At 55.9% G+C, this 15,893-nt stretch carries 12 protein-coding genes; 10 read left to right on the top strand and 2 right to left on the bottom strand.

The genetic code is table 11. The annotated features are described in order from the left end of the window. Window positions 1-12: 12 nt before the first annotated feature. The 4 genes from metK to FIU95_RS19615 all read left to right on the top strand — a co-directional run bounded on the left by metK (window position 13) and on the right by FIU95_RS19615 (window position 4,350). Entirely contained in the window at window positions 13-1,233 is a 1,221-nt protein-coding gene (gene metK / locus FIU95_RS19630; RefSeq protein WP_152455750.1) for a methionine adenosyltransferase, read from the top strand. 95 nt (window positions 1,234-1,328) lie between these two features. Next, a complete protein-coding gene (gene ahcY, locus FIU95_RS19625; RefSeq protein WP_152455748.1) occupies window positions 1,329-2,714 on the top strand; it encodes an adenosylhomocysteinase in 1,386 nt (461 codons plus the stop codon). 61 nt (window positions 2,715-2,775) lie between these two features. Then, window positions 2,776-3,615, top strand: a complete 840-nt coding sequence (gene metF, locus FIU95_RS19620; RefSeq protein WP_152455746.1) for a methylenetetrahydrofolate reductase [NAD(P)H] — start codon at window positions 2,776-2,778, stop codon at window positions 3,613-3,615. Between the two features lie 240 nt (window positions 3,616-3,855). Further along, window positions 3,856-4,350 carry an RluA family pseudouridine synthase gene (locus FIU95_RS19615; RefSeq protein ID WP_371416951.1) on the top strand — a complete coding sequence of 165 codons (495 nt, stop codon included), beginning with the start codon at window positions 3,856-3,858 and terminating at the stop codon, window positions 4,348-4,350. 90 nt (window positions 4,351-4,440) lie between these two features. On the opposite strand, the gene FIU95_RS19610 is transcribed toward FIU95_RS19615, so the two are convergent. After that, window positions 4,441-6,795: a Tex family protein gene (locus tag FIU95_RS19610; protein WP_152455744.1), complete on the bottom strand. Its 2,355-nt coding sequence runs from the start codon at window positions 6,793-6,795 to the stop codon at window positions 4,441-4,443. Between the two features lie 289 nt (window positions 6,796-7,084). Between FIU95_RS19610 and FIU95_RS19605 the strand changes: the two genes are divergently transcribed. The 6 genes from FIU95_RS19605 to FIU95_RS19580 all read left to right on the top strand — a co-directional run bounded on the left by FIU95_RS19605 (window position 7,085) and on the right by FIU95_RS19580 (window position 14,090). Beyond that, entirely contained in the window at window positions 7,085-8,332 is a 1,248-nt protein-coding gene (locus tag FIU95_RS19605; protein WP_152455742.1) for an efflux RND transporter periplasmic adaptor subunit, read from the top strand. Beyond that, complete coding sequence (locus tag FIU95_RS19600) at window positions 8,332-11,463, top strand: efflux RND transporter permease subunit (protein WP_152455740.1); 3,132 nt, start codon at window positions 8,332-8,334, stop codon at window positions 11,461-11,463. Before FIU95_RS19605 ends, FIU95_RS19600 begins: the two co-directional genes overlap by 1 nt. Before the next feature lie 135 nt (window positions 11,464-11,598). Then, window positions 11,599-12,345 (top strand): 16S rRNA (uracil(1498)-N(3))-methyltransferase, encoded by a 747-nt coding sequence (locus tag FIU95_RS19595; protein ID WP_152455738.1) that lies wholly within the window; start codon window positions 11,599-11,601, stop codon window positions 12,343-12,345. A gap of 50 nt (window positions 12,346-12,395) precedes the next feature. Then, window positions 12,396-12,761 carry a hypothetical protein gene (locus tag FIU95_RS19590; RefSeq protein WP_152455736.1) on the top strand — a complete coding sequence of 122 codons (366 nt, stop codon included), beginning with the start codon at window positions 12,396-12,398 and terminating at the stop codon, window positions 12,759-12,761. 14 nt (window positions 12,762-12,775) lie between these two features. Then, window positions 12,776-13,423: an HAD family phosphatase gene (locus tag FIU95_RS19585; RefSeq protein WP_152455734.1), complete on the top strand. Its 648-nt coding sequence runs from the start codon at window positions 12,776-12,778 to the stop codon at window positions 13,421-13,423. 73 nt (window positions 13,424-13,496) lie between these two features. Beyond that, window positions 13,497-14,090 carry an OmpA family protein gene (locus FIU95_RS19580; RefSeq protein ID WP_152455732.1) on the top strand — a complete coding sequence of 198 codons (594 nt, stop codon included), beginning with the start codon at window positions 13,497-13,499 and terminating at the stop codon, window positions 14,088-14,090. 77 nt (window positions 14,091-14,167) lie between these two features. Here FIU95_RS19580 and FIU95_RS19575 read toward each other — a convergent pair whose 3' ends face one another. Further along, a complete protein-coding gene (locus FIU95_RS19575; RefSeq protein ID WP_152455730.1) occupies window positions 14,168-15,871 on the bottom strand; it encodes an NAD(P)/FAD-dependent oxidoreductase in 1,704 nt (567 codons plus the stop codon). Between the last annotated feature and the right edge of the window lie 22 nt (window positions 15,872-15,893).

The raw sequence follows: 15,893 nt of genomic DNA, 5'->3' as shown, positions 1-15,893 counted from the left end.
GGAGACTCTCACATGAGTGAATACAAACTGTTTACCTCGGAATCCGTGTCTGAAGGGCACCCGGATAAAATCGCCGACCAGATTTCCGACGCGGTATTGGATGCTCTGTTGGCTCGTGACAAGCAGGCGCGCGTTGCCTGTGAAACTCTGGTAAAGACCGGTATCGCGATTATTGCCGGGGAAATCTCCACCTCCGCCTGGGTCGACCTGGAGGAACTGGTGCGCAAGGTGATTACCGATATCGGCTACACCTCCTCCGACGTGGGTTACGACGGGGAGACCTGTGGTGTGATCAACGTTATCGGCAAGCAGTCCCTGGATATTGCCCAGGGTGTCGATCGCGCCAAGCCGGAAGACCAGGGTGCCGGCGACCAGGGCCTGATGTTTGGTTATGCCACTAATGAAACGCCGACTTTTATGCCGGCGCCCATCTATTATTCCCACCGCTTGGTGGAGCGTCAGGCTGAGGCGCGTAAGTCCGGCCTGCTGCCCTGGTTGCGCCCGGATGCCAAGAGCCAGCTCACTTTCCGCTACGACGAGCAGGGTCGCCCCTGCGCTATCGATGCGGTGGTACTCTCCACCCAGCACAATCCCGATGTAAGCCAGGCGGATCTGCGCGATGCGGTGATGGAGTTGATCGTACATCACACCCTGCCGACAGAGTGGCTACACAAGGACACCAAATTCCATATTAACCCCACCGGTAACTTTGTGATTGGCGGTCCCGTCGGTGACTGTGGTCTGACCGGGCGCAAAATTATTGTGGATACCTACGGCGGTTCCGCGCGTCATGGTGGTGGTGCCTTCTCCGGTAAGGACCCGTCCAAAGTGGACCGTTCTGCGGCCTATGCCGGTCGCTATGTGGCCAAGAATATTGTCGCCGCAGGCCTGGCCAAGCGCTGTGAGATTCAGGTGTCCTATGCCATCGGCGTTGCCGAGCCCACCTCGGTTGCCATCAATACCTTTGGCACAGGCGTGGTTTCCGAAGAGAAACTGGTGGAGCTGGTGCGCGAGAATTTCGATTTGCGGCCCTATGCCATTTCAAAATCCCTCGACCTGCTGCACCCCATGTATCAGCTGACTGCGGCTTACGGCCACTTTGGTCGCGACCCGTTTACCCACACCTATGACTGGGTGGATGGCAACGGCCAGGCACGCAGTGAAACCTTCACCGCCTTCCCCTGGGAGAAGACCGATAAGGTTGATGCCCTGCGTGCCCAGGCGGGTCTGTAATTCCCTTGTTAATTGCGGCTCCGCACTGGGACCGTTGTGAGGAGGCGTTACGACGTCTCTTAGCGTAAGAAGAATGTGATTGGAACTGAAAAAGAATGAATCAAATGAGCACTGAATTTAAAGATTTTAAGATCGCGGATATCTCTCTGGCCGATTGGGGCCGCCGTGAAATTGAGATTGCCGAAGGTGAAATGCCGGCACTGATGACTCTGCGGGAGAAATACCGTGCGCAGCAGCCCCTCGCCGGCGCGCATATTATGGGCTGTATCCACATGACCATTCAGACCGCGGTGCTGATTGAAACCCTGGTCGCCCTGGGCGCGGAAGTGCGCTGGTCTTCCTGCAATATTTTCTCTACTCAGGATCACGCCGCTGCAGCTATCGCCGCCAGCGGTATTCCTGTGTTTGCCTGGAAAGGTGAAACCGAGGAAGAATATGAGTGGTGTCTGGAGCGCACCGTGGGTGCCGATGTTGCCGGCTGGCGCCCGAATATGATTCTGGACGACGGTGGCGATCTGACCGAGCTTTTGCACCGCAAATACCCCGGTATTCTGAACAACTGCCACGGTATCAGCGAAGAAACCACTACTGGTGTACACCGCCTGCAGGAAATGCTGCGCGATGGCACCCTCAAGGTTCCGGCGATCAACGTCAACGATGCGGTTACCAAGAGTAAAAACGACAATAAATACGGTTGTCGTCACAGCCTGAATGACGCCATCAAGCGTGCCACTGACCACCTGCTGGCGGGCAAGAAAGCGTTGGTTATCGGTTACGGTGACGTGGGTAAAGGCTCCGCTGCTTCCCTGCGCCAGGAAGGTATGATCGTAAAGGTTTCTGAAGTGGACCCCATCTGTGCCATGCAGGCCTGTATGGATGGTTTCGAGCTGGTCTCTCCCTATATTGACGGTATCAACACCGGCACTGCCGAAGGCATCAATAAAGCGCTGCTGGCCAATACCGACCTGATTGTCACCACCACTGGCAATGCCAATGTCTGTGACAAGCACATGCTTGCAGCACTGAAGAGCGGCGCAGTAGTTTCCAATATCGGCCACTTCGATAATGAAATCGATACCGCCTTTATGCGCGAGAACTGGGAGTGGCAGGAAGTGAAGCCCCAGGTGCACAAGATAGTGCGCAATAGCGAAACCAATGACCACTTGCTGTTGTTGTCCGAAGGACGTCTGGTAAACCTTGGCAATGCCACTGGCCACCCCAGCCGTATTATGGATGGTTCATTTGCCAACCAGGTTCTCGCGCAAATTCACCTGTTTGAAGAGAAATTTGCCGACCTGCCCTCCGACCAAAAAGTGTCTGCACTCTACGTCAAGGTACTGCCGAAGCATCTCGACGAGGAAGTGGCCCGCTATATGGTGGAAGGTTTCGATGGTGTGATCACCCGTATGACCGAGGAGCAGGCCAAATACATCGGTGTTTCTGTCGACGGTCCATTCAAGCCTGAAAGCTATAAATACTAATACCCTCATAGAAGGTGCCGGCTGTGTCGGCACCTGAATTTCGGAGGGCCTGGAAAATATAATGAAAAATCCCATTCGCATCAGTTTCGAATTTTTCCCACCCAAAACCCCCGAAGGCCGCGCCAAGCTGTATAAAACCCGCGAGGCTTTACAGGCGTTTAATCCCGAATTTTTCTCCGTCACCTATGGCGCCGGCGGTACCACCCGCGAAACTACCGCCAATATTGTCACCAGTATGCGCAAAGATGGTATTTCCATCGCGCCGCACCTGTCATTTGGTGGTGACAACGAAGAAACGATTCTCGGATTGTTAAATACTTATAAAGAGGCCGACGTAAATCGGATCGTCGCCCTGCGTGGAGATATGCCCTCTGGGATGGGTGCGGTAGCGCAACTGGTCTATGCGAATGAGTTGGTGGCCTTTATTCGCCGCCATACGGGCGATCACTTCCACCTGGAAGTCGCCGCCTACCCGGAAATTCATCCGGAATCCAACAGTTATGATGATGAAATACGTTATTTAAAAGGAAAGTTTGAGGCGGGAGCGAATAGTGCCATGACCCAATACTTCTATAACCCGGATTCGTATTTTTATTTTATAGATCAGTGTGAGAAAGCCGGTATCGACGCACCAATCTATCCGGGGATTATGCCAATTATTAACTTCGATAATTTAGTGCGTTTTTCTCGCAATTGCGGTGCTGAAATTCCGCGTTGGCTGAAAAAGCGTATGGAGAGTTATCGAAATCCGGATGATATACGTAAATTGGGGCTCGAAGTGGTTACCGACCTGTGTGAAACTTTATTGGAGGGGGGGGCACCGGGATTGCACTTTTATACGATGAATCAGGTTGGTGCCTCAGAGAGTATTTTAAAGGACCTGGGCCTTAAGGCCCGATAGTCATCCATAATAATTTTATATTGTCGCCGAGTGTGGGCAATAGCATTTAGCAGGTTGTAAGAGTTAATTAATGCGTAAATATTGCCCACCAACAGAGCCTTTTTTATCGGTCATTTATCAGGATTCTTCCCTTCTAATTTTAAATAAACCCAGCGGTCTCCTCAGTGTGCCCGGCAGAGATCCGGCCCACAAAGATAGTCTGGCAAGCAGGGTACAAAAAACTACCCGGAAGCATTAATAGTGCACCGCTTGGATATGGATACCTCGGGCCTAATGGTAATGGCGCGGAGCCCGGAGGTTCACCGCAAGCTCAGTACACTCTTTCAAAATCGCGAAGTGGATAAAACCTATATTGCCAGAGTGTGGGGTGTACCCGCTACCGATTCAGGTGAAGTGGATCTGCCACTGATTTGTGACTGGCCAAACAGGCCAAAACAAAAAGTAGATCATGAGGTGGGCAAGCCCTCTCTCACGCGTTGGGAAAAAATATCTAGTACAGCAGACAGCAGCTTACTGCGCCTCTTGCCTGTTACAGGCCGTTCTCATCAGCTGCGGGTGCATATGCAGGCGATGGGACACCCGATATTGGGTGATCCATTCTATGCACACTCAGAAGCCTTAGCTGCGGCCCCGAGGTTATTGTTGCATGCGAGTGCTCTGGAATTTTTGCATCCAGAGACGCAAGAGCGCCTGAGCGTTACCAGTGAATTACCAGAGGCATTCTCAGCTGAATAATCGTTAATGCTAGTTTTACAACCGGCTTTGATTTTTCATTAAACAAAAAAGGGCGATCTGGTGATCGCCCTTTTTTGTTGGTCCGCAGTATTATTTTTTATTCTTCATTGCCGCCATTAACAGATCGCCCATGCTGCCACGGCTATTCCCTTGGCCGCCCTTCTGCTGCCGATTGCCCTGCTGCTTGTTATAGCGCTGGGCCTGGCGGTTTTCGCGCTGGTCGCCTTTGTTGATACCACCACTGCCCTGTTCACCGGGCTCGTCGGAGAGGCGCATGGAAAGGCCTATGCGCTTGCGTGCGACATCCACTTCCATCACTTTGACTTTGACGATATCGCCAGCTTTAACCACCTCGTGAGGGTCTTTGACAAACTTTTCTGAAAGTGCGGAGATATGGACCAGTCCATCCTGGTGTACGCCGATATCCACAAACGCACCGAAGTTGGTGACGTTGGTAACCGTACCCTCCAACACCATGGCGGGGCGCAGGTCTTTGATTTCCTCAACGCCCTCTTCGAAGCGCGCAGTGCGGAATTCCGGGCGCGGGTCGCGGCCGGGTTTTTCCAGTTCGGCGATGATATCGGTAACGGTGGGTAATCCGAATTTCTCATCGGTGTAATCCGCCGGATTGAGGCGGCGCAGGAAGGCGGAGTCGCCGATCAGGCTGTTAATCTCGCGGCCGTTTTTCTCGGCGATGCGTTTCACCACGATATAGGATTCGGGGTGTACGCCAGATTTATCCAGCGGGTTTTCGCCGTTATTAATACGCAGGAAGCCGGCGGCTTGCTCAAAGGCTTTGGGCCCCAGGCGCGGTACTTCCAGCAACTGTTTGCGGTTTTTAAAGGCGCCGTTTTGATCGCGGTAGCTGACGATGTTGCTGGCGATGGAGGCGGTCAGGCCGGAAACCTTGGCCAGCAGTGGTGCCGAGGCAGAGTTCAGTTCGGCGCCGACACCGTTTACACAATCTTCCACCACGGCGTCGAGGGAGCGCGCCAGCTGGGTCTGTGAAACGTCATGCTGGTATTGGCCAACACCAATGGATTTGGGTTCGATCTTCACCAGTTCAGCCAGCGGGTCTTGCAGGCGACGGGCGATAGAGATGGCGCCACGGATGGTGACATCCAGATCGGGAAATTCCCGCGCGGCGAATTCGGAAGCGGAGTACACGGAGGCGCCTGCCTCGTTTACCACCACCTTTTGCGCATTTAATTTGTATTGCTTAATGGTCTCGCCGACAAATTTATCAGTCTCGCGACTGGCTGTGCCGTTGCCGATGGCGATCAAGCCGACATTGTATTTATTGCACAGGGCGGCAATAACCGCGGCGGATTCCTGATGGCGGTTTTGCGGCGGGTTGGGGAAGATGGCGATGTGGTCCAGTATCTTGCCGGTGGCATCCACTACCGCAACTTTCACACCGGTGCGCAGGCCCGGGTCCAGGCCGATAGTGGCCTTGTGTCCGGCAGGTGCGGCCAATAGTAGATCTTTGAGATTGCGGGAGAAGACCTTGATGGCTTCCTCTTCCGCTTTCTCGCGCAGTTCACCCAATAGGTCAGTTTCCAGCGCGGTAAGCAATTTGATACGCCAGGTCCAGCGCACCACTTCGCCGAGCCACTTGTCCGCCGGGCGGCCTTCGTCGGTAATATCAAAGTGCCTGGCGATCATGGTTTCGCAGGGGTGGCTGGCGGTGGCTGGAGTGCCCTCCTCTTCGGGCAATCCAACACTGATGGCGAGGATGCCCTCGTTGCGGCCGCGGAAAATTGCCAGGGCGCGGTGGGATGGCACCTTGGACCAGTCCTCGGCGTATTCGAAATAGTCGCGGAATTTGGCTCCCTCTTCCTCTTTGCCGTCGAGCAGCTTGGATTTGACCTGACCATCGCGCTTGAGGAAGTCCCGCAGCTTGCCCAGCAGCTCTGCATCCTCGGCGAAGCGCTCCATCAGGATAAATTTGGCTCCGTCGAGGGCGGCCTTAATGTCTTTTACCTGTAAGGAGGTGTCTTCGTGATCGGTGTTGAGGTATTGCTGTGCTTCTGCGGCGGGGTCTAAGGATGGGTTGTTAATCAGGGCGTCGGCGAGGGGTTCGAGCCCCGCTTCGATAGCGATCTGCCCCTTGGTGCGACGCTTGGGTTTGTAGGGCAGGTAAAGGTCTTCGAGGCGGTTCTTGGTGTCGGCGCCATTGATTTGTTGCGCCAATTCCGCAGTGAGTTTGCCCTGCTCATCAATACTCTTGATGATGGCTGCGCGGCGCTCTTCCAGCTCACGCAGGTAGCGCAGGCGCTCCTCCAGGGTACGTAATTGGGTGTCGTCCAGGGCCCCCGTGACTTCTTTCCGGTAGCGGGCAATAAAAGGCACCGTGGCGCCTTCATCCAGCAGGGATACTGCGGCGGTAACCTGTTGGGGACGTACGTTGAGTTCTTCGGCGATGCGAGCGTTGATATCCAGCATGTGATGTCTATATCCGTTTTCCGGGGGTTCGTACCTTAAGGAGCGGCGTTTGACCGGGAAATAGCCCGTCGGTTTCCTTGGCTTTGCGCGGCCCGCTGTCTCTCCTGCAACGGTAAATTGGGGCGGGCATTATGCGTTACCCGAGCCCGGCGAGGAAGGTTTGCGATAAGGCACAAACTCCTGCGGCGACCTGCATCCAAATCGACTCTTATCTGCGTCGAACTCCAGTAGAATGCGCGCTAATTAAAATTTGACCAGTTTCGGTCACAGAATGGGGTAGAGGGTGCCTGTGAAAGTGTCGAGCAAGAACAAGCTTTTATTTACCGTTTTGGCTATTGGGGTGGCCGCCATTACTACGGTGGTGTTATTGAAGCCGAAGCCGGAAGAAAAACCACCGGAAGCGGTGGTACCGCCGGTGGCGGATGTCCTATATGCGGAACCGGGGCGCCAGACCCTGTTGGTACCGAGCCAGGGCACAGTGCACGCCCGCCATGAAATTGAAGTGGTGGCTCGTGTCGGCGGTGTGATTGAAAGTGTGGGTGAGGCCTTTGTGCCGGGTGGTTTTTTTGCCGAAGGGGCATCGCTGCTTCTGCTTGAACAAGCGGACTACATCCACAAAGTGACCCGCGCCGAATCGCAGCTGGCCGATGCCAAGTCCGCCCTGGCACAAGAGCAGGGCCGAGCCAAGCAGGCCAAGCGCGAGTGGCGCGACCTGGGCAGCGAGGCCGCCAACGCACTGTTCCTGCGCAAGCCGCACTTACAGGCCGCCGAAGCCGCAGTGGCCGCCGCGCGCGCGGATCGCGACCAGGCCAAGCTGGACCTGGCGCGAACTGCAGTGAAAACGCCGTTTGCTGGACGCGTAGTGGAGACCTATGTCGATCTGGGTCAATACATCACCCCCGGCACGCCCCTGGCAAAAATCCACAGCACTGGCATCGCCGAAGTGCGCCTGCCTCTGACCGATCAACAGTTGGCACTGCTCGATCTACCTCTGGGTAAATCCTTCGAACATGGCCCCGAGGTACGCCTGCGGGCGATGGTGGCTGGGCTTGAGCGCGAGTGGCGTGCCCAGCTGGTGCGCACCGAGGCCAGCATCGATACCAATAGCCGCTTTATTTATGCCGTGGCTCAGGTACAGAACCCCTATGAAGGCGATGTTCCCTTGATGAACGGCCTGTTTGTGGAGGCCGATATTGCCGGTCGCACTCTGGACGGCATTGTGGTTTTGCCGCGCCAGGCCCTGCACGAGGGCGACCACCTGCTGGTGTTGGATGAAGAGAGCGAGCTGGTTTTTAAAACTGTAGAGCTGCTGCAGAGCATCGGTGACCAGGTATGGTTGCGCGGAGATATCGCCGTTGGTGACCGCGTTGTGGTGTCCAGCCTGGGCTACTCCCGCGAGGGCATGGCACTTACTGCTAATCCACTCAACGAGAAGCCAGCCGGTCTGATCGATAGTGTTAAGAGCGATGCCGAAGCCGATTCAAACACCACCGGCGAGACCGCAGCAACAAATAGTGCTGCCCACGGAGGCCACTGATGAACGGCATTATTTCCTGGTTTGCGCGCAACAGTAAGGCCGCAAACCTGCTGATGATTATGATCATCATCGGCGGTTGTTTCGGAATCAGTGGGATTGATCGCGAGGTATTTCCGGCGATTCAGCCCGGCATTGTCGAGGTGGAAATCTCCTATCCCGGTGCCGGTCCGGCGGAAGTCGAGCAGCAGGTGACCGTGCGTGTGGAGGAGGCTATCTCTGAGGTGAAGGGCATCAAGGAGGTGAACTCCGCCTCCCGCCGCAGCCATTCCTCCATCGAAATTCAAGCGGTGGATGGTTACGACGAGCTGCGTCTGCTCAACGATATCAAGGTGCAGGTGGATAGTATTAACACCTTCCCCGAGGGTATCGAGCGCCCGGTGATTCGCCTGCAGGAGTGGGATACGGAGCTGATGATGATCGCCATTGGCGGTCCGGTTTCCGAGCGCCAGCTCAAGGAGACCGCGCTGGACCTGCGCGACAAACTCACCCTGATCCCCGGCGTGCGCCGTGTGGATATCTGGGGCGAGCGCCCGGATGAACTGTCCATCGAGGTTTCCGAGCTGAATCTGCGCCGTTACAACCTGAGCTTTAACGATGTGGCCAACGCGGTGCGTCGCTCCTCCCTCGATCTGCCCGCGGGTATGGTGCGTTCGGATCGCGGTGATATCCAGGTACAGACCCGTGGCCAGGCCTACACCGCTGAGGACTTTGAGCGCATTCCCGTTGTCAGCCGCGCCGATGGTTCGGTACTGCTGCTGCGTGATGTGGCCACCGTGCGTGACGGCTTCGAGGAGTACAACAACGTTATCCTCTTTAACGGCAACCCGGCTATGAACCTGCGTGTGATTCAGGGGGAGCCGCTGGATGTAGTGGCCACCGCCGAGCGCATCAAGGCATTTATGGCGGAAGCGCGCACCCAGTTGCCGCCGGGTATGGAGTTCGACGTCTGGTTTGATTTCTCCAAGGCCTTTGAGGGCCGTATGAACCTGTTGACCACCAACGCCTTAAGCGGCTTCGCCATGGTCTTTATCATGCTGATGCTGTTTCTGCGCCCGGCGTTGGCGATGTGGGTAACCGTGGGCATTATTGTGGCCTTCCTCGGCGCCTTCTGGTTGCTGCCGATCACCGGGGTCAGCCTGAATATGTTGTCGCTGTTCGCCTTCCTGCTGATTCTCGGCATTGTGGTGGACGATGCGATTATTGTGGGGGAAGCCGTGCATGCGGCCCACGATCGCGGTGTGACCGGTCTGGCCGCCGCGGAAGAGGGCGTGAAGCAGGTCTCTGCACCGGTGATTTTCGCCGTGACCTCCACCATGGTGTTCTTTATTCCCATGCTATTCCTGCCCGGCTATACCGCACAGATGATGCTGGCCCTGCCAGTGGTGGTGTTGCTATGCCTGGGTTTCTCCCTGGTGGAGTCCCTGCTGATCCTTCCCGCGCACCTGGTGGGTATGAAACCGGAACAGCCGGCTAAATCGAACCTGGGCATCAAGCTGCAGAAGCTGCGTGGGCGTTTCGCCGGGGCCATGAAAGCCGCTGGTGACAAGTACTACCTGCCGCTATTGCAAAAGTCCCTCAGTAACAGCCGTACCACTGTGATGGTTTTCCTGCTGGCGTTGGGGCTTGCCATCAGTGTCTTTACCAGTGGCTATGTGGGCTCCTCCTTCTCGCCGCAGGTTCCTTCCGATTTGCTGCGTCTAAGGGCGAGCATGGCCGATGGTGAACCGTTTGTTGAGGCCGAGCGGGTGATGAACCAGGTATTAGTGGCGGCAGACAAGCTCTCCACCGATGAGGAGATGTTGAAGCTCAACGACGGTGAGCCCTTCGTAATGAACTCCATGGTGTTCAACTGGCGCGGCAACATCTTTGTGATTTTGCAGCTCACCGACGGTGAGATGCGCGATGTGACTTCCAAAACCCTGTCGCTGCGCTGGCGCGAGCTGATCGGTGAAATGCCGGCCAGTGTTGAAGACCTGAATATTGATGCCACCATCAACGATGGTGGCAACGGTATGAGTCTGAACCTGAGCACCGCTTCCGGGGACATGGACGAATTGCGCGCTGCCGCCGATGCGGTCAAGAAGAAGATGAACAGTTACGCCGGTGTTTACGATGTGCGTGACAATCTCACCAGTGCGCGTCGCGATATCGAAATCCAGCTGAAGCCCCATGCCACCACCATGGGTATCAACCTGGTGGATGTGGCCAGGCAGGTGCGCCAGGGTTTCTATGGCGAGGAAGTACAGCGTATTCCCCGTGGTCGCGAGGACGTTAGGGTGATGGTGCGCTACCCGCAGGAAGAGCGTGCCAGCGAAGAGCAGATGGATCGTGTGCGTATTCGCACGGCGCAAGGTGAGGTGCCCTTCTCTGCGGTAGCCGAAGCGGTCTATGTGCCCGGTTACACCACCATCCGCCGCAACAACCGCGAGCGCACCGTGCGAGTGTTTGCCGAGCTAACGCCGAACACCTCCACTGCGCAGGAAATTCTCAAGGATATGCGCGAGACCCTGGTGCCTGAGCTGGAGCGCCAGTTCCCCGGTTTCTCCCTGAGAACCGCCGGTGAAATGCAGGAGGAGGAAGAGTTCAACGGTGCGATCCTGGCGTTCTTCGTACTGTCCCTGTTCGCTATTTACGCGCTGCTGGCCATCGCCTTCCGCTCCTACTCGCAGCCGCTGTTGATTCTCACCGCAGTGCCGTTTGGCTTCTTTGGCGCGGTAGTGGGTCACCTATTGATGGGCCACGATATCAGCATTATGTCCATGCTCGGCTTCCTCGCCGCAGCAGGGGTTGTGGTGAACGATAACCTGGTATTGATGGATCGTATCAACCAGCTTCGCGCCCAGGGCGTAGCTGTTATGGATGCGGTGGTGCAGGCGGGTCGCGACCGTTTCCGCCCGATTATCCTCACCTCTATCACCACCTTTATAGGGTTGGTGCCGATCATGTTCGAGCGCTCTATCCAGGCGCAGTTCCTGATTCCCATGGTGATCAGCCTGGCCTTCGGCGTCCTGTTTGCCACCGCAGTGACTCTGGTATTGGTGCCAAACCTGTACAAGGTGATCGAAGTGCTGCGCCCGAAAAGCAAGCGCCAGGGCCAAATTGACACCCCGGTGTCTCTGGAAACGGCCTGATCGTCATTTGCGTTTTAGGCAATGGCGGGGGTTTTCCGTCATTGCTTGGCCTGCGTATTAATGCCTAAACTACCCGCCTGCAAAATGCCGACATTCCAGTCGGCTTTTTTATAGTGTTTTACAGGATCTTCACTCATGCGCATCCCGCGTATTTACTCCCAGCAGGCCCTGGCCGGTGTTTCTCAAATCGAGTTGGATGAGGGCGCCTCCCGGCATCTGGTAAAAGTCCTACGCCTCGGCGCCGGCCACCCTATTACTCTGTTTGATGGTCTGGGTGGCGAGTACAGTGCGGAATTGCTGGCTACGGGTAAGCGCGCGCAGGTGGGTGTTGGTGCGTTTCGCGAAGACAATCGCCAGTCGCCTCTGGCGTTAACCCTGGCAATTGGCATCTCCCGTGGTGACCGATTCGACTGGGTGATACAGAAGGCCACCGAGCTGGGGGTGGCGGCTATCCAACCGCTGTTCAGCGAGCGCTGCGAGGTCAAACTATCCGGTGAGCGCCTGCAAAAAAAACTCGGCCACTGGCGCCAGATTGCTATCAGCGCTTGTGAGCAGTGTGAGCGCAATCTGTTGCCGGAAATTGCCGAACCGGTAAAACTCCCTCAGTATTTACAAACCTCAACCCAGCAGGGCGAGCCGCAAACCAAACTGGTATTACACCACCGCACCGAGCTGGATCTGCGCCGCTGGGAAGCGGACAATGGCAAGCCGGATTCGGCCCTGTTGATGGTGGGGCCAGAGGGTGGATTGTCCCAGGCGGAGATTGATCTGGCCTTGGGCCACGGCTTTATGCCACTGCGCCTGGGGCCTAGGGTTATGCGCACCGAAACCGCGCCTATCGCCGCACTGTCGGTGTTGCAGTTCCAATGGGGTGACCTGTAGGAGCTGGCGCAATCCAAAATTGGATAGGATGAAAACCAGGAAGGGAAACTATGATTCGAGTGATTGTAGGGTTATTGGGTATTGCCATTGTCTTGTTTTCACTGGCAGTTATTGCCAAGCCTAAGTTGGCGCAAACCATCAGTGAGAGACTCAGCGAAACAGGCTATTTCTTTTCAGCCTGGCTGCGCATTCTTGTCGGTCTTTTTCTGCTTTTGGTCGCCGACACTCGCAACTGGTATATCCTCTTCAACGCCCTGGGTGTATTGGTGCTGCTGAGTGGCGCCTATATGCTGCAGATTGGTTTTGAGCGCGGCAAAGCGCTGGCCATCAAAATCTCCCAGGGCAATGAAAACTTCCTGCGTATCAGCGGCATACTCGGGTTGATCATCGGTATTATGCTGCTCTCCGCACGCTGATTTTATGGGGTCCCATGTCTTCCACAGATTTGATCATTTTTGATTGCGACGGTGTGCTGGTAGATAGCGAGAGTATCGTCTGCCGCATCCTGGCTGAAGAAATGAATAAGTTGGGTATGGCCACCACTGCGGAGGAGCTGGATGAGCAATTCAGCGGCCGGCCTGCCAGGGATTGCCTACTGGAAATCGAGAAGCGTTTCGGCGGCCCCCTGCCGGACAATTATTTTGGTAATACCGAGCGCCGCATCCGCGAGGCATTCCACGCGGAGCTGGAGCCCATAGCCGGCATTGAGGGCTTGCTCGATCACTTACAGCAGATCGGCATGCGCAGCTGTGTGGCCTCATCGGGCTCGCACCAGAAAATGCAGCTGACCCTGAATAAAACCGGTCTCTACGACTACTTCGACGGCAGGATCTTCAGTGCTGAGGATGTCTCCAGGGGTAAACCCTGGCCGGAGCTATTCCTGCATGCGGCTACTAGCATGGGGGTGAAGCCGGAGCGCTGTCTGGTCGTGGAGGACTCCAACGCCGGTGTGGAAGCCGCGGTAGCCGCCGGCATGCGCGTGGTTGGCTACAGCACCCATAGTCAGAGAGCGCCACAGCTGGAGCAGCGCGGTGCCAGGGTAGTTAGCGATATGATGGCGGTGTTGAACTTCCTCTAACGGCTAGACATCTCCTCCCTCCGGCAGCTTGTTCTACACTGAATTTGACGTCTGCAAACCGGAAGTTTTGTCTATGGCGGGCAAGCCTTTATTCGTCTGCTATCTCGCCCTGCTGGTATTGCTACTTGCCGGCTGCCCCAACCCCGATCCCAACAGGAAATACGCCCTTGAGCCTCAGTCTGTGGTGCAGTCCGGTGAGAGTGAGAAGCAGGCACGACAGGCGGCTCCTTTTGCCGATGATTTGGTACGCTTCCTGCGCGGAAATTCCCGCAAAGGAGGCGATACTTTCCGGTTGCGTTTAGAGTTTGACCCCGGTGGTTTCGCACCGCGCATGGATAGCATCGCCGACCTGGAAGCACTGCTGGTGATCATGCGCGATTTCCCCGAGATGCGAATTACGATTGAGGGGCACACAGATAATGACGGTGACCCAAAGAAAAATCTGCATCTTTCTCAGTGGCGTGCTGACTGGGTGCGCAATTTTTTGATAGAGCGCGGTATTGACGGCGAGCGCATGCGCGCCCAGGGTTATGGCGATACAGATCCTATCGCCGATAACGAGAGCAAGGCGGGGCAAAGGGAAAACCGACGCCTGGTTATCCGGGTGCTCAATTTTGATCGAATGCCCAGTCGATTGCCTCGATTGAAGACATCTCCGAGCCCATAAATTCAAATAAAAAACCCGGCAATGAATGCCGGGTTTTTTATTATTGCGGTTGTCGAACCATCTTTATTGTCGGCTTATCAGGTGGATGCTTTGCCCAACTCCTCACCGCCGCTTGCCGGAGCCTGGAAAGGCTGGCCACTAATAACCTGACGCATCAACTTCCCACCCTGGCGCAAGCCGAGAATGCTCTGGGCCGTTAGTACCCCCGAGATCATCGCCCCAGCCACGCCACAGCTCATTACATCTTGGCCGGTGAGATAGAGCCCATTGAGTCGCGTCTTGGGTCTCAGCCAGCGCTGCTCAAAGCGCTTGGGATCGTGGTCGAGGCCATAGATTTCACCGCGTGGATAGAAGCAGAAATAATCCGTCGACAGCGGTGTGGATAACTCGTAGTAATCGATTTGCCCACGCAGATGGGGGAAATGCTTATACAAGTGCTCCAATAAACGCTGGCTGAAGGCCTCTTTTAGGGTCTCGTAGTCATCACCGCGCTTGCCCCAGGGTTTGTCGCTCCACTGGGCGAACCAATCGTAATTGGCCGGGGCAACGATTTCGATAGTGGCGCGCCCAGGATAGCGCTGGGTAAAGGTGGGGTCCTTGGCCGAGGGGAAAGAGATATAGGCTAGCGGAATATCTTTGTCGCTATCCTGCAGGAAGGCCTGCATATCCTCCTCGTAGTTCTCACTGGTATAGAGCCAGTAATTGGTTTTCGGCAGCTGTAGTTCTTCGGCGGTTTTTTCCAGGCCGATATACAGGCACAGATGAGACATGGAGGGAGTGACAGTTTTCAGGTCGTGCAGGTAGCCAAGGCGCTCACTGGCACTCTGGGGCAGCAGTCTCTCGAAGGTATTAAATACACCGGCTCCGGAAATCACTACGGGCGCCTCGATTTCGGTGCCATCGCTCATACGCAGGCCGCGAACTTTATTGCCATCTAACAGAATGGTTTCCACCTTGGCATAGGTAAAAACATCGCCGCCACTGGCCTGAATCTGCGGAATAATGGTCTCGGAAATCTTACTGGCACCGCCTACCGGGTAGTAGCCGCCATACAAATAATGCTTGGCGATCAGGGCGTGAATAATAAAACTGCTCTGTGCCGGCGCCATGCCGTTGTCGCCCCACTGGCCGGTGAGCACCGAAATCAGTTTTTCATTACCGGTGATCTCGCCCAGCACTTCGCGGGTGGTTTTGTTCAACCAGGAAGGATCGCGCAGCTTGCGCCACAGGCGCATAAAGGGGCCGCACCAGCTGGGAAACAGTTTCTCCATTGCCATGCGCTGCATGGACTTGGCCACCTCGTTGAGACGGGCCAGGTAACGTTCAATATTCTCCCGTTCGGCGGGGAAATGTTTGACCAATTCATCAATAAACGCCTGGCGACCGGCGCGCAGATCAAACTGCTCCTCGCCGATACAAATGCGATCGTAGGTGTCGTCCATCGGCGCCCAGTGCAACTTACCACCGGTGATAAAGTCGAAAATCCTGCCAGTCATGGTGGGGTGTTCGCCCACATCGCCAATGTAGTGCACGCCGACATCCCACTCGTAGCCATTGCGATCGTAGGCATGGGTATAGCCGCCGGCGGTGTAGTGCTGCTCCAGGACCAGTACCTTCTTACCGGTGGCACTCAGCATGGCGGCGGTAGTCAGGCCGCCGATTCCAGAGCCGATTACCAGGGCATCGTAGGGGCCGTTCAAGCGACTGGCACGGTAACGCTGGCCAATACGCAGGCGGCTGGGCTTGGGGGCGCTGCGTTTCTTTTCAGTAGTTTCGAACATGGTGGCCTCATCACTTTTATTT

The sequence above is a fragment of the Microbulbifer sp. THAF38 genome, from assembly GCF_009363535.1.
Lineage (GTDB): Bacteria > Pseudomonadota > Gammaproteobacteria > Pseudomonadales > Cellvibrionaceae > Microbulbifer.
Note: the sequence above shows the minus strand (reverse complement) of the source record. Positions and strands in the feature narration are given on the sequence as shown.